The 19,343-nt window shown below is 69.6% G+C and carries 21 protein-coding genes; 12 read left to right on the forward strand and 9 right to left on the reverse strand.

What is annotated here, in order from left to right; genetic code table 11:
- Positions 1 to 576: a LemA family protein gene (locus QUV83_RS06160; RefSeq protein WP_289563323.1), complete on the forward strand. Its 576-nt coding sequence runs from the start codon at positions 1 to 3 to the stop codon at positions 574 to 576.
- Positions 577 to 636: 60 nt separating this feature from the next.
- On the opposite strand, the gene QUV83_RS06165 is transcribed toward QUV83_RS06160, so the two are convergent.
- A complete protein-coding gene (locus tag QUV83_RS06165; RefSeq protein ID WP_289563324.1) occupies positions 637 to 1,413 on the reverse strand; it encodes an HAD-IIA family hydrolase in 777 nt (258 codons plus the stop codon).
- 25 nt (positions 1,414 to 1,438) lie between these two features.
- Entirely contained in the window at positions 1,439 to 2,167 is a 729-nt protein-coding gene (locus QUV83_RS06170; protein WP_289563501.1) for a DedA family protein, read from the reverse strand.
- A gap of 233 nt (positions 2,168 to 2,400) precedes the next feature.
- Between QUV83_RS06170 and QUV83_RS06175 the strand changes: the two genes are divergently transcribed.
- The 3 genes from QUV83_RS06175 to fbaA all read left to right on the forward strand — a co-directional run bounded on the left by QUV83_RS06175 (position 2,401) and on the right by fbaA (position 5,708).
- Positions 2,401 to 3,852, forward strand: coding sequence for a pectate lyase family protein (locus QUV83_RS06175; protein WP_289563325.1), 1,452 nt, complete (start codon positions 2,401 to 2,403; stop codon positions 3,850 to 3,852).
- Positions 3,853 to 3,907: 55 nt separating this feature from the next.
- Positions 3,908 to 4,609 (forward strand): TrmH family RNA methyltransferase, encoded by a 702-nt coding sequence (locus QUV83_RS06180; RefSeq protein WP_289563326.1) that lies wholly within the window; start codon positions 3,908 to 3,910, stop codon positions 4,607 to 4,609.
- 79 nt (positions 4,610 to 4,688) lie between these two features.
- The gene (gene fbaA / locus QUV83_RS06185) at positions 4,689 to 5,708 is read left to right on the forward strand and encodes a class II fructose-bisphosphate aldolase (protein WP_289563327.1); all 1,020 of its coding nucleotides are present in this window, start codon (positions 4,689 to 4,691) and stop codon (positions 5,706 to 5,708) included.
- A gap of 121 nt (positions 5,709 to 5,829) precedes the next feature.
- Here fbaA and QUV83_RS06190 read toward each other — a convergent pair whose 3' ends face one another.
- Positions 5,830 to 6,282 carry an STAS domain-containing protein gene (locus QUV83_RS06190; protein ID WP_289563328.1) on the reverse strand — a complete coding sequence of 151 codons (453 nt, stop codon included), beginning with the start codon at positions 6,280 to 6,282 and terminating at the stop codon, positions 5,830 to 5,832.
- Between the two features lie 98 nt (positions 6,283 to 6,380).
- Here QUV83_RS06190 and QUV83_RS06195 point away from each other — a divergent pair, with 98 nt between their 5' ends.
- Complete coding sequence (locus tag QUV83_RS06195) at positions 6,381 to 8,543, forward strand: SpoIIE family protein phosphatase (protein WP_436231888.1); 2,163 nt, start codon at positions 6,381 to 6,383, stop codon at positions 8,541 to 8,543.
- A gap of 53 nt (positions 8,544 to 8,596) precedes the next feature.
- Here QUV83_RS06195 and QUV83_RS06200 read toward each other — a convergent pair whose 3' ends face one another.
- Positions 8,597 to 8,965 (reverse strand): STAS domain-containing protein, encoded by a 369-nt coding sequence (locus tag QUV83_RS06200; RefSeq protein ID WP_289563330.1) that lies wholly within the window; start codon positions 8,963 to 8,965, stop codon positions 8,597 to 8,599.
- A gap of 126 nt (positions 8,966 to 9,091) precedes the next feature.
- Here QUV83_RS06200 and QUV83_RS06205 point away from each other — a divergent pair, with 126 nt between their 5' ends.
- From QUV83_RS06205 to QUV83_RS06215, 3 genes are all read left to right on the forward strand, one after another.
- Positions 9,092 to 9,514 (forward strand): DUF3151 domain-containing protein, encoded by a 423-nt coding sequence (locus QUV83_RS06205; protein WP_289563331.1) that lies wholly within the window; start codon positions 9,092 to 9,094, stop codon positions 9,512 to 9,514.
- A gap of 206 nt (positions 9,515 to 9,720) precedes the next feature.
- Positions 9,721 to 11,007 (forward strand): adenylosuccinate synthase, encoded by a 1,287-nt coding sequence (locus QUV83_RS06210; protein WP_289563332.1) that lies wholly within the window; start codon positions 9,721 to 9,723, stop codon positions 11,005 to 11,007.
- 1 nt (position 11,008) lies between these two features.
- Positions 11,009 to 11,512, forward strand: a complete 504-nt coding sequence (locus QUV83_RS06215) for a DUF6174 domain-containing protein (protein ID WP_289563333.1) — start codon at positions 11,009 to 11,011, stop codon at positions 11,510 to 11,512.
- 15 nt (positions 11,513 to 11,527) lie between these two features.
- Here the strand turns inward: QUV83_RS06215 and QUV83_RS06220 are convergent, their stop codons facing one another.
- Positions 11,528 to 11,947 (reverse strand): hypothetical protein, encoded by a 420-nt coding sequence (locus QUV83_RS06220; RefSeq protein ID WP_066586697.1) that lies wholly within the window; start codon positions 11,945 to 11,947, stop codon positions 11,528 to 11,530.
- 190 nt (positions 11,948 to 12,137) lie between these two features.
- Between QUV83_RS06220 and QUV83_RS06225 the strand changes: the two genes are divergently transcribed.
- On the forward strand, positions 12,138 to 12,950 hold the full coding sequence (locus tag QUV83_RS06225; RefSeq protein ID WP_289563334.1) for a hypothetical protein: 813 nt from the start codon (positions 12,138 to 12,140) through the stop codon (positions 12,948 to 12,950).
- Between the two features lie 60 nt (positions 12,951 to 13,010).
- Here the strand turns inward: QUV83_RS06225 and QUV83_RS06230 are convergent, their stop codons facing one another.
- The gene (locus QUV83_RS06230; protein ID WP_289563335.1) at positions 13,011 to 14,711 is read right to left on the reverse strand and encodes a bifunctional 3'-5' exonuclease/DNA polymerase; all 1,701 of its coding nucleotides are present in this window, start codon (positions 14,709 to 14,711) and stop codon (positions 13,011 to 13,013) included.
- A 63-nt stretch (positions 14,712 to 14,774) separates the two neighbouring features.
- On the opposite strand from QUV83_RS06230, the gene QUV83_RS06235 reads away from it, so the two are divergent.
- Positions 14,775 to 14,954 carry a hypothetical protein gene (locus QUV83_RS06235; protein ID WP_436231889.1) on the forward strand — a complete coding sequence of 60 codons (180 nt, stop codon included), beginning with the start codon at positions 14,775 to 14,777 and terminating at the stop codon, positions 14,952 to 14,954.
- 161 nt (positions 14,955 to 15,115) lie between these two features.
- Here QUV83_RS06235 and QUV83_RS06240 read toward each other — a convergent pair whose 3' ends face one another.
- Positions 15,116 to 16,624 carry a TIR domain-containing protein gene (locus QUV83_RS06240; protein WP_289563336.1) on the reverse strand — a complete coding sequence of 503 codons (1,509 nt, stop codon included), beginning with the start codon at positions 16,622 to 16,624 and terminating at the stop codon, positions 15,116 to 15,118.
- Between the two features lie 95 nt (positions 16,625 to 16,719).
- Between QUV83_RS06240 and QUV83_RS06245 the strand changes: the two genes are divergently transcribed.
- Positions 16,720 to 17,742, forward strand: coding sequence for a S66 family peptidase (locus tag QUV83_RS06245; RefSeq protein ID WP_289563337.1), 1,023 nt, complete (start codon positions 16,720 to 16,722; stop codon positions 17,740 to 17,742).
- On the opposite strand, the gene QUV83_RS06250 is transcribed toward QUV83_RS06245, so the two are convergent.
- Together QUV83_RS06250 and QUV83_RS06255 are read right to left on the reverse strand one after the other, a co-directional pair.
- On the reverse strand, positions 17,727 to 18,089 hold the full coding sequence (locus QUV83_RS06250) for an MmcQ/YjbR family DNA-binding protein (protein ID WP_289563502.1): 363 nt from the start codon (positions 18,087 to 18,089) through the stop codon (positions 17,727 to 17,729). The two genes, QUV83_RS06245 and QUV83_RS06250, sit on opposite strands and share 16 nt — an antisense overlap.
- Positions 18,089 to 18,475: an MmcQ/YjbR family DNA-binding protein gene (locus QUV83_RS06255; protein WP_289563338.1), complete on the reverse strand. Its 387-nt coding sequence runs from the start codon at positions 18,473 to 18,475 to the stop codon at positions 18,089 to 18,091. The genes QUV83_RS06250 and QUV83_RS06255 overlap by 1 nt, the downstream gene beginning before the upstream one ends.
- A gap of 641 nt (positions 18,476 to 19,116) precedes the next feature.
- Here QUV83_RS06255 and QUV83_RS06260 point away from each other — a divergent pair.
- Positions 19,117 to 19,308: a hypothetical protein gene (locus tag QUV83_RS06260; protein WP_289563339.1), complete on the forward strand. Its 192-nt coding sequence runs from the start codon at positions 19,117 to 19,119 to the stop codon at positions 19,306 to 19,308.
- Positions 19,309 to 19,343 lie beyond the last annotated feature (35 nt).

Here is a 19,343-nt window from a genome sequence, read left to right on the forward strand (position 1 = left end):
ATGGAGGTCGCACTCGTCGTCCTCGCCGTGCTGGTCGTGATCGTGCTCATCTGGGCGATCGCGCAGTACAACGGCTTCATCCGGCTGCGGAACCTGGTGCAGGAGTCGTGGCGGCAGATCGACGTCGAGCTGCACCGTCGCCATGACCTGATCCCGAACCTCGTCGAGTCCGTGAAGGGCTACGCGGCCCATGAGCGGGGCGTGTTCGACGAGGTCACGCAGGCGCGCTCCGCGGCGTCGGCCGGGGGCTCCACGCCTGGAGCCCAGGCCGCCCAGGAGAACGTCCTGACGCAGGCCCTGGGCCGGCTCTTCGCCGTCGCGGAGGCCTACCCGGTGCTGCGCGCGAGCGAGAACTTCCAGCAGCTCCAGCTCGAGCTGACGTCCACCGAGGACCGCATCGCGGCTGGCCGCCGGTTCTACAACGCGAACGTGCGGACGCTGAACACGAAGGTCGAGTCGTTCCCCTCGAACGTCATCGCGAACATGTTCCACTTCACGCGCGCCGAGTACTTCGAGACGGACGACCCGGCAGTTCGCGCCGTCCCGCGGGTCGGCTTCGGCGACGCCCAGGGGTAGACGGCCCGATGACATGACGAAGGGCGCCGACCGTGACGGTCGGCGCCCTTCGTTCGTCTGTCAGACCAGGTCGACCAGGTTCGCGATGGAGTCGACGACGTGGCTGGGCCGGAACGGGAACTTCTCCACGTCGGCGGCGCTGGTGGAGCCGGTGAGCACCAGGAATGTCTGCAGCCCGGCCTCGATGCCCGCGACCACGTCGGTGTCCATCCGGTCGCCGATCATCGCCGTCGTCTCGGAGTGCGCGTCGATGCGGTTGAGCGCGGAGCGGAACATCATGGGGTTGGGTTTTCCCACAAAGTATGGCTGTCGGCCGGTGGCGGCGGTGATCATCGCGGCGACGGCGCCCGTGGCGGGCAGGTCGCCCTCGAGGCTCGGGCCGGTGACGTCCGGGTTGGTGGCGAGGAACCGGGCGCCGCCCTTGATGAGGCGGATGGCGCGGGTGATGGCCTCGAACGAGTAGGTGCGGGTCTCGCCGAGCACCACGTAGTCCGGGTCGCTCTCGGTGAGCGTGTAGCCGATCTCGTAGAGCGCCGTCGTCAGCCCGGCCTCCCCGATGGTGTACGCGCTGCCGTTGGGGGCCTGGTCGGCGAGGAACTGGGCGGTGGCGAGGGCCGACGTCCAGATCGCCTGTTCGGGCACGTCGATGCCGGTGGCGACGAGGCGGGCGCGCAGGTCGCGCGGGGTGTAGATCGAGTTGTTGGTGAGGATGAGGAACGGGCGGTCCGCGTCGCGCAGTGCCCGGACGAACTCAGCGGCGCCGGGGAGGGCGGTGCCCTCGTGGACGAGCACGCCGTCCATGTCGGTGAGCCAGCTGTGGATCTGTCGTGTGGTCATGCCGTCTTCTCGCTTCTGCTGCAGGTCACTCGGTGGGGCCGAATGCGTCCCGGGCCGTGGCGTCGCGCTCCTGCGGCTCGTCGTACCGGGGGTCGCGCTTCTTGCTGCGGGCGCGCAGCAGCTCGACGGCCACGGGGATGACGGAGACGCCGACGATGCCGACGAGGATCAGCTCGATGTTGTCCTTGATGAACGCGACGTTCCCGAGCAGGTAGCCGAGGACCGTGACTCCGACGCCCCAGACGAACGCGCCGATCACGTTGTAGGCGACGAAGTGCCGGTAGCTCATGTTGCCGACGCCCGCGGCGACGGGGGCGTAGGTGCGCACGAAGGGCACGAAGCGGGCCACGATGATCGTCCGGCCGCCGTACTTGTCGAAGTAGGCGTAGGTCTGGTCGATGTACTGCTGCTTGAAGAAGCGCGAGTCGGGCTTGTTGAAGATCTTGGGCCCGGCCTTGCGCCCGATGAGGAAGCCGACCTGGTCGCCGGCGAACGCCGCGACGAACAGCAGCAGGCACAGCGCCCACAGCGGCACGTTCATCTGGTCCTGTGCCACGAGCATGCCTGCCGTGAAGAGCAGCGAGTCGCCCGGCAGCAGCGGGAACAGCAGGCCCGTCTCGATGAACACGACGATCGCGACGCCGATCAGCGCATAGGTGCCGAACGACTCGATCAGGTGTTCCGCGTTGAGGAAGTCCGGCCCGAGTGCTGGCACGGATCCGAGAGCGGGCAGGGCTGCCGCAAGGGCGCTCATGGTGGACACCGGGCAAGCCTACGTGCCGAGTGGGAACGCGGATGGAAGACGAGGTGAAGAACTCGCGTCCACGCAGATGCTGACGATCCGGATGGATTGCGCTTTCCCGACAAAGGCGCCAGCGTGTCACCCGCAGCCCGCGCCACCGACGCCGTGGACTGCGCCGGAGGATCTGGCTATGCCGGTGGAACCTCGCCAGTGGCGCGTCGGGCACACCGAAACGGAGACCTGGCATGGCACGCATCCACGCACGCATGCTCGCCACCTGCACGGCGGCGGCGCTGCTCGTCGGCACGGTGGCCCTCCCACCCGCCACAGCCGGCCCCGGCCAGCCCGCGGGGGCAGGGCACGGATCGGGCGGCAACGGCCACGGCAGCCCCGGCAAGGGCGCCCGCGACCTCGGCCGCGAGGTGCTCCCCGCCGACGACGGCTGGGCGGCGGCCAACGGCGGCACCACCGGCGGCGCCGCGGCGGATGACGCGCACGTCTTCACCGTCCGCACCTGGGATGAGCTCCGCGCCGCGCTCGGCGGGTCCGCGGCACGCGGCGACACCACCCCGCGGGTCATCTACGTCCAGGGCGCCATCGACGCGTTCGCGGGGGCCGACGGCGCCCGCCTCACCTGCGACGACTTCGCCGGGCAGGTCGCGGTGGGCAGCGACCCCGCGGCGCCGTTCAGCATGGACGACTACATCGCCGCGTACGACCCGGCGGTCTGGGGCCGGGTCGACCCGTCGGGCCCGCTCGAGGACGCGCGCGTGGCCGCCGCCGCCGTGCAGGCCAAGCAGACGCAGCAGCACGTGGGCTCCCACGTCACGATCGTCGGGCTCGGCAAGGACGCGCGCATCGTCGGCGCGAACCTGCGCATCCGCGACTCCGCCAACGTGATCCTGCGGAACCTGACCTTCAGCGACGCGTACGACTGCTTCCCGCAGTGGGACCCGGGCGACACCGACCAGGGCAACTGGAACTCCGCCTACGACAACGTCTCGGTGTGGACCTCGACCAACGTGTGGGTGGCCAACTCCACCTTCGACGACGGCGACCACCCGGCGTCCAGCCTGCCGACTGTCTACGGGCGCCCCTACGAGGTGCACGACGGGCTGCTCGACATCACGCACAGCTCGAACTACGTGACCGTCTCCTATAACCGGTTCACCGGCCATGACAAGACGATGCTCATCGGCTCGTCGAACAACCGCCCGGCGGATGTCGGCACCCTCAAGGTGACGATCCACCACAACCTCTGGGAGGGCATCGGGCAGCGGGCCCCGCGGGTGCGTTACGGCCAGGTGCACGTCTACGACAACCTGTACGTGGTCACGGGCGACGACCTGTACCAGTACCAGTGGGGCCCGGGCACCCAGTCCCAGCTCTACCTGGAGGACAACGTGCTGCGGCTCGGACGCGGCGTGGAGCTGTCGTCAGTGCTGACCAACTGGGGCGCCACGCAGCTCACCGAGAAGGGCACCCTCGTCAACGGCCGCCCGGCCAGCGCGCTCGACGCGTTCCTCGCCGCCGGCGGCGCCCCGTTCGCCGGGCCCGCCGGGTGGGAGCCGGTCCACGTCGCCGACAAGGACCCGGTGCGCAGCGTCGAGCGGATCGTCCAGAAGGAGGCGGGCGCCGGGCGCGTCGTCTCGAAGGCGCCAGCCAGCCCGAAGCCGGGACACCCCGGGCGCGGCTGACCGCCTGGCGCGATCGCACGCCCACATCCTCGCCGCGCTCGGCGAGGATGTGGGCGTGAGCGACGACAGCGTGACCACCGGCAGCGACGACCGGGAGGCCGACCTGGGCGTCGGCGTGGGCCCCTGGCCCGGGGGCCGTGCCGCCTGGCCGCCGCTCGACGGCCCCGACGGCCGGCAGCGGTACGACCCGGAGTTGCTCGAGCACGGCGACCGCCGCAACGTCGTCGACAGGTACCGCTACTGGAAGGTCGAGGCGATCGTCGCCGACCTCGACACCCGGCGGCACCCGTTCCACGTGGCCATCGAGAACTGGGCGCATGACATGAACATCGGCTCGGTGGTGCGCACGGCCAACGCGTTCGCCGCCGCCGAGGTGCACATCGTCGGGCGGCGCCGCTGGAACCGCCGCGGCGCGATGGTCACCGACCGGTACCAGCACCTGCGCCACCATCCCGACGTCGCCGAACTGATCGCCTGGGCGCGGACCGCGGGTCCCGGCGGCGGGCCGCTGCCGGTGATCGGCGTCGACAACCTGCCCGGCTCCGTGCCCCTCGAGGGGTACCCGCTGCCGCGCGAGTGCGTGCTCCTGTTCGGGCAGGAGAGCGCCGGGCTGTCACCGGAGGCGCAGGCCGCAGCAGTGGACGTGCTGCACATCGCCCAGTTCGGATCGACGCGGTCCATCAACGCGGGCGCCGCGGCGGCCATCGCGATGCACGCGTGGATCTCGCAGCATGTGGCCCCACGGTCCGATGGGTAGGACGTCCTGATCGCGCCATGCCCAGGACGTGGAAGACTCAGGTGGAAAACCACTCCCACTAGCACCAGGAGAATCCTCGATGCCGATCGCAACCCCTGAGGTCTACAACGAGATGATCGACCGGGCGAAGGCTGGCAAGTTCGCCTACCCCGCGGTCAACGTCACCTCCTCGCAGGGCGTCACCGCTGCCCTGCAGGGCTTCGCCGAGGCGGAGAGCGACGGCATCATCCAGGTCTCCGTCGGTGGCGCCGAGTACGCGTCCGGCTCGACGGTCAAGGACCGCATCGCCGGCTCGCTCGCCCTCGCCGCCTACGCGGCCGAGGTCGCCAAGAACTACCCGATCACCGTCGCGCTGCACACGGACCACTGCACCAAGCAGAACCTCGACTCCTGGGTGCGTCCGCTGCTGGCCCTCGAGGCCGAGCAGGTCAAGGCCGGCAAGAACCCGACGTTCCAGTCGCACATGTTCGACGGCTCCAACATCCCGCTCGACGAGAACCTCGTCATCGCGGAGGAGCTCCTCGCCCTGTCGCAGGCCGCTCGCACGATCCTCGAGATCGAGGTGGGCGTCGTCGGTGGTGAGGAGGACGGCCACATGGCCGAGATCAACGACAAGCTGTACACGACGATCGAGGACGGCCTGGCAACGGTCGCCGCGCTCGGCTCCGGCGAGAAGGGCCGCTACCTGACGGCCCTGACCTTCGGCAACGTGCACGGCGTCTACAAGCCCGGCGCCGTCAAGCTGCGCCCGGCGATCCTCAAGGAGATCCAGGACGCCGTCGGCGCCTCGCTCGGCAAGGACAGCCCGTTCGACCTGGTCTTCCACGGCGGGTCGGGCTCCACCGAGGCCGAGATCAGCGAGGCCGTGGACAACGGCGTCATCAAGATGAACATCGACACCGACACCCAGTACGCGTTCACGCGCCCGGTCGCCGGCCACATGTTCGCGAACTACGACGGCGTCCTGAAGATCGACGGCGAGGTCGGCAACAAGAAGGCGTACGACCCGCGCGCCTGGGGCAAGCTGGCCGAGGCTGGCATGGCCCAGCGCCTGGTCGAGGCCGCGCAGCAGCTCCGCTCGGCCGGTCGCAAGCTCTGAGCTTGACCGTCTGATCGACTGATCGACGAAGGCCCGGCCCCGACGCTCATCGCGTCGGGGCCGGGCCTTCAACCGTCTCAGGGCGCGGAGCCGGCGCCCGGGAGGTGGCGGAGCCGCTGTCTCACGGGGCGGCTGGGTCCGTCTCGCCTGGCGCGTCGGGCGCCGCCTCGAAGTCGTGGGGCTCGTCGCCGTCGACCACGTCGAGGAGCTCGCCGATGCGGGTCACCTCGAGGAGGAACCGCACGGTGGGCGGCACCCGCAGCAGGCGCACCCGGTGCTGGCTGCGAATCGACAGCCGGGCGAGGAACGCCACGCCTGACGAGTCCATGAACGTCACGTGATGGGCGTCGACCTCGATCGGCAGGCCGGCCTGCTCGGCGTCGGCCGTCGCCTCCTGGAGGTCGGGCCCCAGGTCGGCGTCGATCTCGCCCGAGAGGACGATGCGCGTCCGATCGGAGCCGAGGATGACATGGACGGCTCCGGGCTCGCCCGCCGCGGCGCCGGGGGTGATTCCGGCCGCCACCCCGCCGCTCTGGGCGGGCTCGTCCGTCGTGGGGCTGTTACCGTCGCGCACGATGCTCCTTCCCCGGGCACGGGCGATCCCCGAGGCCCCGGTTCCTGCACAGGCTGCGTTCGGTCGCAGCACCTGTTCGGCACGCTAGACGATCGGAGGTGGTCGCGGTCAACTCCCTGGCCCCCGATCATCATGGCGAATCTCTCGCAGAACTGCGCGACAGAGCACTGCGAGTCGCTGACATCCCCTGTTTCATCATGGAATTGGGCCCCACCGGCCATCACCTCGTGTGGGTGAATGACGCTTTCACTCGCTCGACGGGCTACTCGCTCGACGAGGTGGTGGGCCGCACACCCGACGTCCTGTACGGCGAGTGGACCGATCAGGCGGAGATCTCCCTACTGCACGAACTGGCGGAGGCCGGGAGGCCGGGCAACGCGACAGTGTGCGGGCGCCGCGCCGACGGCTCGCCAATCTGGAGCCGCGTCTCGGTGTCCCCGGTGCCGAGCAAGGACGGCGGGCCTGCCCGGCACAGCGTGGTCGTGCTGGTCGACGTCACCGAGCTCGTCGAGCGGGACGCCGCGCAGGCGGCGCTGGTGGAGCAGGAGCGCACTGAGCGCACGAGCCTGGGCCTCGTGGCACAGATCTCCGACCTGCTGATGGACCTCGACGACCCGCATACCCTGCGGGAGATCGCCGGGCTCCTGGAACGCGGCGGCGTGGTGACGTGGGCCGGCTTCTACCTGAACGACGGCGGGCTGAGCGCCGCCGACGGCATCGACGTCACGGCCCCGCCATCGGGCAGCGGCCGACGCCACGGCAACGTCCCGCCCGACGACGTCCCCGCGGCGTTCCGCGACCGGCCGGACCAGGTGCAGCAGCTCCTCGACGGCGTGCTCGACGTCCCCGTGACGCTGGACCTCACGGGCTGGCACGCGACCACGAGCGCCTCCGGGTGGCTCGCGGAGCACGTCCGCCCCCTCGTCGCGCAGATCGCCCCCACGCTCACCGAGGTGCTGGTGCTGCCAGTGCCGGGCCGCCGCCGGGTGATGGGCGTGCTCGCCGTGATCCCGCGCGACGCCTCCCATGGCGTCAGCGCTGAGGCGCTCGACGAGTCGGCCCGCACCGTGCTGCAGCTCACCGTGCGCCGCGTGGGCTTGGCCGTGGACAACGTGCGCCTGTACGAGCGCGAGCACCGGCTCGCCGAGACGCTGCAACGCTCGATGCTCCCCGAGCAGGCCGAGATCGTCGGGCTGGACGTGTGGACGTACTACGCGCCGAACGCCGAGCACGCGCAGGTGGGCGGCGACTGGTACGACGTGCTGCAGATCTCCCCGGATGTCGTCGGCGTGGTCATCGGCGACGTGGTGGGGCATGACGTCGAGGCCGCCGCCGCGATGGGCCAACTGCGGTCCGTCGTGCGCTCCTACGCCTACGAGGTGACGTCCCCGGGCCCGGTGCTCGAACGCGTCGACCAGCTCGTGGCCGGGATGCGCATCCCGCGCTCGGCAGCCCTGGTGCTCACCACCCTGACCCGGGCCGGCGAGGGCTGGCACATCGAGTACTCCCGAGCCGGCCACCTGCCGGCGCTGCTGGTGCGGCGCGGCGAGGTGATCTCGCTCGGGGAGGCCTCAGGCCCCCTGATCGGGTTCGGCGGGCGTCCGCGCAGCACCGCCAGCGCCGACCTGGAGCCCGGCGACGTGCTGATCTTCTACACCGACGGCCTCATCGAGCGCCGCGACCGCGCGCTGCGCGACGGGGTGGACGCGCTCGTCGAGATCGCGTCGGGCATCACCGCCATCGACTCGGCCGGCATCGGCGAGGAGCTCCTGTCCCGGTTGGCCGACAGCCCTGAGGACGACGTCGCAGTGGTGGTGGTGCGGGTCCCCGACCCCGAGGACGACGCCGCGTTCTCCGGCAGCCCGCGCAGCCGCAGGTGGCTGCTGCCCAGTGAGCCCGCGTCGATCGGGCGGGCGCGGCACGCGGTGCTGCGCACCTGCCAGGCGTGGTCCCTGCCCGATGGGCCCAGCGCCGAGCTGGTCGTCTCCGAGCTGGTCGCCAACGCGGTGCTGCACGGCTGGGGCCACATCGCGCTGCGGCTGTTCGACACCGGCGAGGGCCTGCGGATCGAGGTCGAGGACTCCAACCCGACGCCGCCGGTGGCCACCGACGGGCACCCTGGGCGCATCGGCGGCTACGGGATGCAGATCGTCGACCGCCTGGCGGACTGGGGTTGGCGCCCGGCCCGCGACGGGAAGCTCGTGTGGGCGAAGGTGCGGGGCGACCTGCGCCCGGTGGCCCAGGACAGGTCGCAGGGCTGACGGCGCACGGCTGAGGCTCGCGCCTGCCCGAGTGGGTCAGGCGCGCGTGGGGATCAGGCGGGGGCGACCCGGCCGCCGGCAGGCCGCCGGAAGCCCGAGGAGTGGCGGTCGTGGTCGCACTCGTCGTCGACCCGGAACAGGTCGAGCGCGCCGCACACCTCGATGACGAACAGGTCGCGGGCGTCAGCGCCGCGCAACACCGTGGCGCCGCCGCGCTTGCGGCCGGAGTCGGCCAGCGAGATGAGGAACGCGGCGCCCGTCGAGTCCATGAACGTCACGCCGCACATGTCGATGACCAGGAGCTGCCGGCGCAGGCCGACAATGCGGGCGGCGATCTCGGGGAACTGGTCACGCTCCGCGAGGTCCAAGTCGCCTTCGATGACAACTGTGGTCGTCGTCGGCGACGTCGAGATCTCGATCATTGTCGTCCTCGGGGGAGAGGCGGTGGGGGCACGCGCGCTTCGACTGTAGCCATGGACTCTGGCGCCCGCACCCCGTCGGGTGTGCGCCCTGGCTGCGGGTCGTGGCATCGCTGCCAGACTGGCCTCATGAACCGGAACCTGCTCGGCCCTGAGCCCACCCTCCTGCCTGCCGACGGCGCCGACGCCCAGGCGCGACTCCTGCTCTCCGGCGGCTCGGACGCGCGCGACGCCGCGCGCGCCGTTCCCGCGTCGTCCTTCGCCTGGGCGCTGCTCGCCGAGCAGGCGCTCTCCGAGGTGGGCGACCCGGTCGCGGCGTACGCCTACGCGCGGACCGGCTACCACCGCGGGCTCGACGCGCTGCGGCGCGCGGGGTGGCGCGGCGCGGGGGAGATCCCTGCGGACCACGTGCCGAACCAGGGCTTCCTGCGGGCGCTGCTCGCGCTGGCCGACGCCGCCGACGCGATCGGCGAGGAGGACGAGGCCGCGCGGTGCACGCAGTTCCTCACGGACTCGGGCACCTCAGTGGTCGAGGTCGCGGCGCTGCGCTGACCGTGGGCCGAGCCCGGCGCCGGATTCGGCGCCGGGCTCGCTGCAGGACTGATCGCACAGGTCAATGACCATCGCTTTACCTGTCCGGTATCCTCTCGGAGGTACTGGGTCACTGCCGCCCGTGCCCCGATCCCTCGGCCGCGAGCCCCGCTCGCACCGGACGTGCCGTGAATCGGACCGCCAGGCAGGGTGGAAAAGGTGATGCCATGCCGGCCGTCGTAGTTCTCGGAGCCCAGTGGGGCGACGAAGGCAAGGGCAAGGCGACCGATCAACTCGGCTCGCGCATCGACTACGTCGTGAAGTTCAACGGCGGCAACAACGCCGGCCACACCGTCGTCATCGACGGTGAGAAGTACGCGCTGCACCTGCTGCCCTCCGGGATCCTCTCCCCGGGCGTCGTCCCCGTGATCGGCAACGGGGTCGTCATCGACCTCGAGGTGCTGTTCCAGGAGATCGACGCCCTCGAGGCCCGCGGCGTCGACACCAGCCGCCTGCTGGTCAGCTCGGCCGCGCACGTCATCGCCCCGTACAACCGCACGCTCGACAAGGTCACTGAGCGGTTCCTCGGCAGCCGCAAGATCGGCACCACCGGTCGCGGCATCGGCCCCACCTACGCCGACAAGATCAACCGCGTGGGCATCCGCATCCAGGACCTCTTCGACGAGAAGATCCTGCGGCAGAAGGTCGAGGGCGCCCTCGACCAGAAGAACCACCTGCTGGTGAAGGTCTACAACCGCCGGGCCATCACCGTCGACGAGACGGTCGAGGAGCTGCTCGGCTACGCCGAGCGCGTCCGCCCGTACGTCGCCGACACCCCGCTGGTGCTGAACAAGGGCCTGGACGAGGGCAAGACCGTCGTGTTCGAGGCCGGCCAGGCCACGATGCTCGACATCGACCACGGCACCTACCCGTTCGTCACGTCGTCCTCCGCCACAGCGGGCGGCGCGTGCACCGGATCGGGCGTCGGACCCACCCGCATCGACCGCGTCGTCGGCGTCATCAAGGCGTACACGACGCGCGTCGGCGAGGGCCCGTTCCCCACCGAGCTGCTCGACGACATGGGCGAGCACCTGCGGCAGAAGGGCGGCGAGTTCGGCACCACCACGGGCCGCCCGCGCCGCACCGGCTGGTATGACGCCGTCGTCGCGCGGTACGCCGCCCGCGTCAACGGCCTCACCGACCTGGTGCTCACCAAGCTCGACACCCTGTCGGGCCTGGAGAAGATCCCGGTCGCAGTGGCCTACGACGTCGACGGTGTGCGCCACGACGAGATGCCGCTCGACCAGAGCGACTTCCACCACGCGAAGCCGGTCTACGAGGAGTTCGCCGGCTGGAGCGAGGACATCTCCGACTGCCGGACGTTCGAGGACCTGCCCGTCAACGCGCAGCGGTACGTGCTCGCCCTGGAGGAGATCTCCGGGACGCGCATCTCCGCGATCGGCGTGGGCCCGGGTCGCGAGGCGACCATCCTGCGGCACGACCTGCTGGGCTGACATGAGACGCCGACGAGCGCACGGCCTGGCTGTCGCGCTCGTCGGCGCCCTCATCGGCGCGGCCGCCCTCAGCGGCTGCACACCCTGGGGAGCGGCGGGCGAGCCGCCGCAGGGGCCGAACCTCAGCGAAGAGGACCTCGCGCAGGCCCGCGAACGGTGGAAGGCCGCCGACATGGCCGACTACTCCTACGTGCTCGAGGGCACGTGCGGCGAGCAGCAGCTCGTGGGCCGATGGGCCGTGCGTGTGGCCGGCGGCGCCGTGGCCGAGGTCGCATCCGAGATCCCCGACGGGTGGACGCCCACCGCCGAGCAGTACGAGGGCATCCCCACCGTCCCCGACCTCTTCGACCGGCTCGAGGCCTCCCTCGCGGGCGACGGGAACACCCACGCCACCTTCAGCCCGCACTGGGGCCACCCGATGGCGCTCGTCCTCGACCCGATGCCCGCCGCCGTCGACGACGAGACGTGCCTGACGGTCACCGCCGTCACACCGCTGGAACCGTGAACCCCGGGCGGCCGCTCAGGACGTGAAAGTCCAGCCCGTGACCTCGGACAGCCGGCCACGCCACGGGCCCAGCCACGTCTCCTGACCGCCCGGGCCCACCAGGCTCGCGTTCTCCAGATGGACGAACCCCGACGGGATGGCGCCGTGATCGGGCAGGCCCCGCTTGGCGTGCTCATCGGCCTGGATCGCGGCCCGCAGCCGGAACATGCCGAGCACCGCCTCGCCGAGCATCTCTTGTCCCGAGAAGCGGCTCATCTGCGTGGCCAGCCCCTCGAAGTGCCTGGCCACGCCCACCAGCCTGCCGCCGATGAGCCCTGCGGGAACCGTGAGGACGAGGCCCACCGTGACTCCCGTGGTGTCGGCCAGGTGCACCAGGAACCCGAGCTCGGGGTCGACGTCGGACCCCTCGACCAGGCCGAGGCTCTCGTGTGTCATCGCCGTCGGTTCCTGCTCATGGGCTCACGGTAACCGTGCAGATGGGACGCACCGGACGATTCGGCCTGGGGTGGCTGTGCATCGCCCGTTCGGGCGTGTCCGATGCCCGCGCGGGTTCACCCCTCCGACGTCGGCGGCCGTTCGCGAGCGTCTGGGCGCGGAGTTAGCGTCGAACGAAGGGGGCGAGGCCATGACTCCAGTTGTCGAGGGATTCGGACGCAACATCACCCGCCGCACCTACCCCGTCCGGGGCGTGCCGCTGATGCAGACCTTCTACCTGCGCTTCTCGCATGAGGACCGGCACATCGACGCCGTGGGCGTGGAAGTGGAGGTGCCGGACACGAACACCCTGACGATCGAGTACTTCGACGAGAGCCGCAACGACGAGTACTTCTACCGGGTCCAGCACCAGGACCTCATCAACAGGCGGATCATCCCGGGACAGATCGAGAGCGTGGCCAAGGCCAAGGAGACCCGCGAGCTGGACAAGCCGTCCGGTGATTACGTCTTCGTGCTCAGTGGCTTCGTCTTCTACTTCCGCGGCTCCGACCAGCACGTCGACCAGATCAAGCTGCTGGAGTCCGACGGGCGCCTGTCGGTGGCGTTCAACGACCAGGACGACAAGGAGACGTTCCTGTGGCGCGCGCAGTACGCCTGGGTGCCGCAGGACCTCATCCTGGGCGACCACCGGGCGACAGGCACCCGCGCGCGGGGCGGGGTGCGGAGGGCCATCCCGCCGGGCGTGCCCTTCATCCAGGGGTTCCACCTCAACTTCCGGCCGTACTTCACGCCCGGCTCGGACCACCACCTGCGGGAGATCGGCGTGCTCACCCGGTGGCCCACCGAGGACTTCATGGAGATCTACTACTCCGACCGCAACGGTGACGACGGCTTCGACTGGGAGGTCCGGCTCGCGTACCTGGCTGACCAGGGCTTCACGGCGCCGGAAGCCGCGGACCTCCAACTGCGGGAGTTCACCACTGCGGAGATCGAGATCGACTAGCCGGGACCGCGAGTCGGGGCGCGGCGGTGATGGGCTCGACCGCGCGGTGAGGGGCTGTCGTCACTTCGCCTGGTCGTAGCTGTGCACGACGGCGACTTGGAGGGCGAAGTCGACGGGGGAGTCGCCGAAGAGGAGGCGGCCGGCCTCGACGGCGGCGTCGCGGATGGCGGCGGCGACCTCGTCGGCCACCGGCTCGGGGGAGTGGACCATCACCTCGTCGTGCAGGAAGAACACGAGGTGCGGACGGCCGTCGATCGCGCGGAGCCTGCGCCGCAGGGCCGCCATCCAGCACAGCGCCCACTCCGCGGCGGTGCCCTGCACCACGAAGTTGCGGGTGAACCGCCCCCAGGTCCGGGCCTGCTGTCGGGCGGCGCGGACGTCGGCGGGCTCCGCGCCCTCGGCCGACGCGGCGCGCAGCTCGGCCATGCGGGCCGCGTCGGGCGCCGGCGAGGTGCGGCCCAGCCAGGTGGAGACCGGCTCGCCGCGCTCACCCGCGCGCGCCGCCGCCTCGACCAAGCCCACGGCCCGGGGATAGGCGCGCGTCAGGCGAGGCATGAGCATCGCGCTCGCGCCGGTGGTGGCGCCGTAGATCGCGCCGAGCATCGCGTACTTGGCCTGCTCGCGGGTCTCGACGATGCCGGCGTCGACCACGCCCTGATACAGGTCCGCGTGCCGCCCGGCCGCCGCCATCGCGTCGTCTCCCGACATCGCGGCGAGCACCCGCGGCTCGAGCTGCGCGGCGTCGGCGACCACCAGCCGCCAGCCCGGATCGGCCCGCACCGCCCCACGGATGCTCGCCGGGAGCTGCAGCGCGCCGCCACCGCTCGACGCCCACCGGCCCGTCACCACGCCAGCCGGCACGTAGTCGGGCCGGAACCGGCCGTCACGCACCCACTGCTCCATCCACGCCCAGCCGTTGGCGCTGAGCAGCCGGGCCAGCTTCTTGTACTCCAGCAGCGGCGCGGCCACCGGATGGTCGAGCGCCTGGATATCCCACTTGCGGGTCGACTCCACATCCAGCCCCGCCGCCCGCATCCCGCGCAGCAGGTCCTGCTGCGAGTCGAGGTTCAGCGCGGGCTGGCTCAAAGCAGTGCGCACCTCGGCGGCCAGGGCCTCCAGGCGGCTCGGACGACCGCCGCCGGCAGGGCGCGTGCCGAGTTCGCGGGTCAGCAGCTCATGGTGGACGGCGACGTCCCACGGCAGGCCGTCGTGGCGCATCTCGGCGGCGATCAGGGCGCCTGTCGACTCGGCGGCGAGCAGCAGGCGGAGGCGGCCCGGATCGTCCGCGCCGGCGACCGCCGCGAACTGGCGTTGGAGCTCGGCGAGCGGGTCGGAGTCGTCGGGGGCGTCCTCATCGGTGGCGGCGTGGGCGGCGGCGGGCGTGGAGGCGAGCCTCGGGTCGTCGAACAGGCTCACCTCGACCGCCTTCGGCTCGCCGGGCGGCGGCTCATCCCATCGGCCCGGCGCGGACTGCGCGAGCTCCGAGTCCTGCGTCAGCACGCTGCGCCGCAAGATCGCGTGGCATAACCGCAGGTCATGGCAGCGCTCGACCCGGACCCCGGCGGCCAGCAGCGGCGGATACCAGCGGGCGGTGTCGTCCCACACCCAGCGGGGACGCTCGGCCTCGCGGGCGGCGACAGCGGCGGGGAGGCCGGCCTTCGGCACGTCTGCGCGGGCGAGTGGCTGGCCGTCGTCGGTGACGTCCTGCAGCACGACCACGTCCGACAAGGCGGGGTGGTCGAGCACGACGGTCAGGGGCACGGTCCATTGTCGGGCCACGGTCTGACATGGCCGGTCAGGCCGCGGGTCTTCTACGGTGGAGGGGTGTCCAGCCGCGACGCCGACGAGCAACGACCGCGCGACCTCGCGGTGCTGCGCGCAGTGCGGGACCGGATCGACAGGGAGTACGCCCAGCCGCTCAACGTCGACGCGCTCGCCCGCGACACGCACAGGATTTCGGCGATCGAGATCGGGCGCGCGACGGCGTACCCCGGCGGTCCGTGATGCCCCAGCAAACCAGAAGCCCTGCAACACACGTGAATGACCCGCCAATAGCGGCGCCGGGGATGGGCCGTTTGTCGTCACTTCCTAGGCGGGCCATAAATGTTGGGCTTCTTGCCTGCAATCGCTGTGCTGTGAGTCGGGCGCTCCGACGGCCCGGAGAGTTAAGCGGTCGAACTTGATCCCGCAAGTCTGTGTGCCGTCAATTTGGCGGCCAAACGCTCTGCGATATGTGTCACTTGCGGTTCGAGCAACTGAGAACGGTCGACAGTCTCACCCCCGACGTCCCTGGAAATATCGAAGGCGCCATAGTCTTGTCCCGTAAACCAGATTGGGATTACGGCCTTCTCGCCAAATCGCTTCTTGAACTGCTCGGACTCGAACTTCGTCCAGATGCGCTTCGGATAATCGGGGCCAAGGATGGCGACGACAAAACTTGCCTCGCTCTTGTAGATTGGGGCGAGGTATTCCTCTACGTTCTCTGCAAGGATGCGCGCTTGTTCCTCCTTATCGTAGAAGACCCCGTGCTCAAGTTCGCTGAGTGCATTGAATAGCAACTCGGCGATGTCCCGATCTGACCCGGCGAATGATAAGGCGAAATCGTAGCGCGTCGAGAATGATACGTCGAAGTACCCAATCCTCTCGGCGAACCGATTCCAGGCAAGGTTCTTGATGAAGTAGAAGAACTTCGGGTCCTCGACGGCGAGGACGCGTGCGTCGGCATCGTAGTGCAGTAGATCACCCAGCAGATCTGCCTGCTCATCTAGTAGGTTCTCCAGATGGCCCTTCTCCACAACCTGACTAACGCTGCCGCGAAGGGTTGGGTGCTTGGACATCTCTCTGTCGAGGTCGATCGTCCATTCGTCACTGAGGGAGAGCCATCGGAGAATCTGGAGGTACGGCGCCCTCCCTTCGCGACGCAACTTCTTCCCTTTTGCAAATACCTCGGCCCGCTTGTAGAAGGTTCCGGCGAGTCGGTCGAGAACTCGCTCTCGCACCAGTTCGTACGAGGCATTTACAACCTGATGCTCAATAGAAGTCTCGGTGACGCCTGCGGTCAGGCATGCGTCATGGCAGAGCATCTGTGCGATGTTGAAACTGCCATCAGCCGCTTGGATGATGTCGCTTGCGACCGGAAACTCGACATTTAGGGCTAACGATCCCTTGTCGATGAGCTGCTTCACTCGGTCGTCTGGATTGACTTCAAACTTGATTACCTCGATGCGCCCACTCAGGTCTGGCGCGAACGAAAGTAGTGATTCACCAGCTCGATTGATTCCGATGACAACAATTTTTGTGTCTTCACGTTCTTCGTCCGCGAGCACCTTGAGATGGTCCGCAATTGCAAGCCGAGTGGTCTGGTCGAGTCGGTGAAAGTCGTCGATAACGACGACGCCTGCACTCTCGATGTTTGGGAGTTCTGCGATCAACTCCCGGTCGTCTCGCCGGCGCGCAGACAGGCGTAGTGTCGACTTGGTGAGCTGCGGCTCCAAGCGTGCAAGCGCTTTTGTGACAGCGCTAGTCTTGCCGATACCTGATGGGCCTTCGATGACAACGCCGCGGCCCTTGGTGCGCAGGGCGACGAGAAGTCGAGAAAACTCGACTGGCTCCACGAAAGTTACTTCGGGCACGCCCGAGAGTTTGAAAACGTCTTCCAGTTGATAGTTGTCCATGTCGCCCCTCTCAGCGTTGGGAAGACTACCGGTGCAATGAGAGTGACGGTGGCGTTCGTGGTTCGGGTCAGCGAAGTGCCTGGCACACTCGCGGCGTGATCAGGTATCCGCGCCCGGTGGTCGATGGTGATGTCGTCGGTGTGGTGAGCCCGTCTGCTGGGGTCGAGGCGCAGCATCAGGCCCGGCTGGCGGTGGCGCTCGACCGTGTGCGCGACCTCGGGTTCAGGGTGCGGGCGGGCTCGCTGCTGAGTGGATCGGGCGTGGCGAGCGGTTCGGCTCAGGCCCGGGCAGACGAGTTGATGGCGATGATGACCGATCCGCAGGTGCGTGCCGTTGTCCCGCCGTGGGGCGGTGAGATCGCGATCGACCTGCTGCACCGGTTGGACTGGGACGAGTTGGCTGCCGATCCGACGTGGCTTGTGGGGTACTCCGATATCTCGACGCTGCTGCTGCCGCTGATCTTGCGGACGGGGGTGGCGACGCTGCACGGGCAGAACCTGATGGATACGCCGTACCGGGTCCCGGCGCCGATGGCCGCCTGGCATGAGGTGGTGCGCGCGGCGTCGGGGAGCGCGATCACGCAGGGCGCCGCTGAGCGGTATCGCGCCAGCGGCTTCGACGACTTCGCCGCGATGCCGAACGTCGATGAGTACACGCTGGACACGCCGGGCGGCTGGACCCGGGTCGATGCCGACGGCGATGTGGACGTGACCGGGCGGCTCATCGGCGGATGCCTGGAGACGGTCTCGCACTTGGCCGGGACGCCCTTCGGGGACGTGGACCGCTTCGTCCGCGACCACGCGCCCGAGGGGCTGATCGTCTACCTGGAATCGGCCCAGTCGGATGCCGCTGACGTGACCCGGCGCCTGTTCGGGCTGCGGTACGCCGGCTGGTTCACGCACGCCCGCGCGGTGCTGATCGGGCGGACGCGGGGCGGTGACCTCGCGGGGTGGAGCCAGCACGACGCGGCACGTCACGTCCTCGGTGACCTGGGCATCCCCGTGCTGGTCGACGTGGACTGCGGTCACGTGCCACCGCACTTGTCCCTGGTGAACGGCGCGCTCGCGACCGTCACCCACACGTCCGAGGAGTCAATCCTGCGTCAGGAGCTCCGGTAGTCCGATGCGCGGTGGTCGGCGACGAGCTCGTATGAACTGTGCACCAGGTCTTCGATGAGCCGCTTGGTGACGCCGCGGCCTGAGCCGATGGAGATCCAGTGGTTCTTGTCGAGGTAGCGGCCGCGCGTGATCGACTCGTGGTCGCGGCGGAGTGCGTCCCCGTGGTGCGGGTCGGCCTTGACGGTGATGATCTGCTGGTCCGGGTCATCGTCGGTGACGATGAGGAACACCTTGCCCCGCGCCTTCCACACATCTAGGTGCGGTGTGAAGGGCCGGCCGTTGCTGACGCCTGTGAGCGACGCGGCTGTGTCTCGTGCGATCCGCTGGAGCTGCTCTCCGGAAAGCATCACAGGTCTTTCCTGCCGAAGGTGTCGGGGTCGACGGGACGCTTCGCGCGCGGCAGATTCGCGACGACGAGCAGGTATGACTCAGTGACGAGGTCCTCGACGAGGCCCTTGCTCAGGTCACCACCGGGATGAAGCGTGATCCAGTGCCGCTTGTTCATGTGGTACCCGGGCGTGATGTCCTCGTGCTGTTCCCGGAGCGCTCTGCTGTCCTCCGGATCGGCCTTGACGATCACGATGGGCTCCCCGGTGATCTCGGTCATCAGCATGAATACCTTGCCCCACACCTTGAACACTTCCCAGTCGGGGCCGAATGGGTGCTCCAACCCGGCGCCCGGCAGCTCCTCGACACGGTCCCTGGCGCACTGCTGCAGTCGGTCGCCTTGCATCGGTCCTCCTCGGGTCGCGGCCGGCACGAGGCCGTCCCGGGGCGCATCTCAGGGTAGGCGCCTGGTCTGACTGAGCCATGGGTCGCCGTGCGCCTCACTGTCAGCGAGGTGCGGGCTAGGGCTGCGTGATGCGGAGTCGCAGGCCGCACGCGGCAACTGCGAGGGCGCAAGCGCAGGCCACGAGCCATAGTCCTTGCATCGCTGAGATGAGGAGGGTTGCCAGGGCCAGCATCAGGAGGCGCTGTGTCATCCAGCGGCGGTGGGCTCCTGCGATGCCACGAGATCCGATCCAGCACAGGCCCACCGCCATGAGCAGGCACACCATGCTGCGCGCGGCGGAGAGTCGCCCTTCGTCGAAGAACTCACCGGGCAGGGTTGTGGAGTCGTCGAGGCCCGGCCCGGACGCGGCTCGCAGAGCGACGGCAACGACGAAGAGGGCGACTCCGCCGACGAGGAGCGCAACCGAGAGTTCACGCGTTCGCCCCGAGGGATCTCCGTGAGGCGCGGGGTCATCGAGGCACCGTACTGGGAGGGCACGGTGCGGCACACGAGCATGTGCTGCTCGCATTGCGCAGTCCGCCGCATGGCGCTCGACCAGTAAGTCACTCGACCTGGGAGTACCACTCGCCTACGGTCGCCGTATGAATGGCGCGGCCAAGGACGACCGCATCGAGGTGACCAGCACCCTTGCCGCTGACGTGCTTGATGAGCGGGTCTTCCATGTGCCGTCATCGCTACGCGAGGCGTTCGACCGGCTGTTGGACGCGCCCGTCATCCCGAACCGCGGGCTGGCTGAGCTGTTCGCCAAGCCGTCGGTGTGGAACACCCGGTGACCGGTTCTCGCGCGTGAACCCGTCGAGCCCGCTGA

The organism is Cellulomonas cellasea (assembly GCF_030372105.1).
GTDB lineage: Bacteria > Actinomycetota > Actinomycetes > Actinomycetales > Cellulomonadaceae > Cellulomonas_A > Cellulomonas_A cellasea_A.

Excerpts from the sequence above, each read along its gene's own strand:
- QUV83_RS06160 (WP_289563323.1), top strand. The coding sequence starts at position 1 with ATGGAGGTCGCACTCGTCGTCCTCGCCGTGCTGGTCGTGATCGTGCTC.
- QUV83_RS06165 (WP_289563324.1), bottom strand. The coding sequence starts at position 1,413 with ATGACCACACGACAGATCCACAGCTGGCTCACCGACATGGACGGCGTG.
- QUV83_RS06170 (WP_289563501.1), bottom strand. The coding sequence starts at position 2,167 with ATGAGCGCCCTTGCGGCAGCCCTGCCCGCTCTCGGATCCGTGCCAGCA.
- QUV83_RS06175 (WP_289563325.1), top strand. The coding sequence starts at position 2,401 with ATGGCACGCATCCACGCACGCATGCTCGCCACCTGCACGGCGGCGGCG.
- fbaA (WP_289563327.1), top strand. The coding sequence starts at position 4,689 with ATGCCGATCGCAACCCCTGAGGTCTACAACGAGATGATCGACCGGGCG.
- QUV83_RS06200 (WP_289563330.1), bottom strand. The coding sequence starts at position 8,965 with ATGATCGAGATCTCGACGTCGCCGACGACGACCACAGTTGTCATCGAA.
- QUV83_RS06205 (WP_289563331.1), top strand. The coding sequence starts at position 9,092 with ATGAACCGGAACCTGCTCGGCCCTGAGCCCACCCTCCTGCCTGCCGAC.
- QUV83_RS06210 (WP_289563332.1), top strand. The coding sequence starts at position 9,721 with ATGCCGGCCGTCGTAGTTCTCGGAGCCCAGTGGGGCGACGAAGGCAAG.
- QUV83_RS06215 (WP_289563333.1), top strand. The coding sequence starts at position 11,009 with ATGAGACGCCGACGAGCGCACGGCCTGGCTGTCGCGCTCGTCGGCGCC.
- QUV83_RS06220 (WP_066586697.1), bottom strand. The coding sequence starts at position 11,947 with ATGACACACGAGAGCCTCGGCCTGGTCGAGGGGTCCGACGTCGACCCC.
- QUV83_RS06225 (WP_289563334.1), top strand. The coding sequence starts at position 12,138 with ATGACTCCAGTTGTCGAGGGATTCGGACGCAACATCACCCGCCGCACC.
- QUV83_RS06240 (WP_289563336.1), bottom strand. The coding sequence starts at position 16,624 with ATGGACAACTATCAACTGGAAGACGTTTTCAAACTCTCGGGCGTGCCC.
- QUV83_RS06250 (WP_289563502.1), bottom strand. The coding sequence starts at position 18,089 with ATGCTTTCCGGAGAGCAGCTCCAGCGGATCGCACGAGACACAGCCGCG.
- QUV83_RS06255 (WP_289563338.1), bottom strand. The coding sequence starts at position 18,475 with ATGCAAGGCGACCGACTGCAGCAGTGCGCCAGGGACCGTGTCGAGGAG.
- QUV83_RS06260 (WP_289563339.1), top strand. The coding sequence starts at position 19,117 with ATGAATGGCGCGGCCAAGGACGACCGCATCGAGGTGACCAGCACCCTT.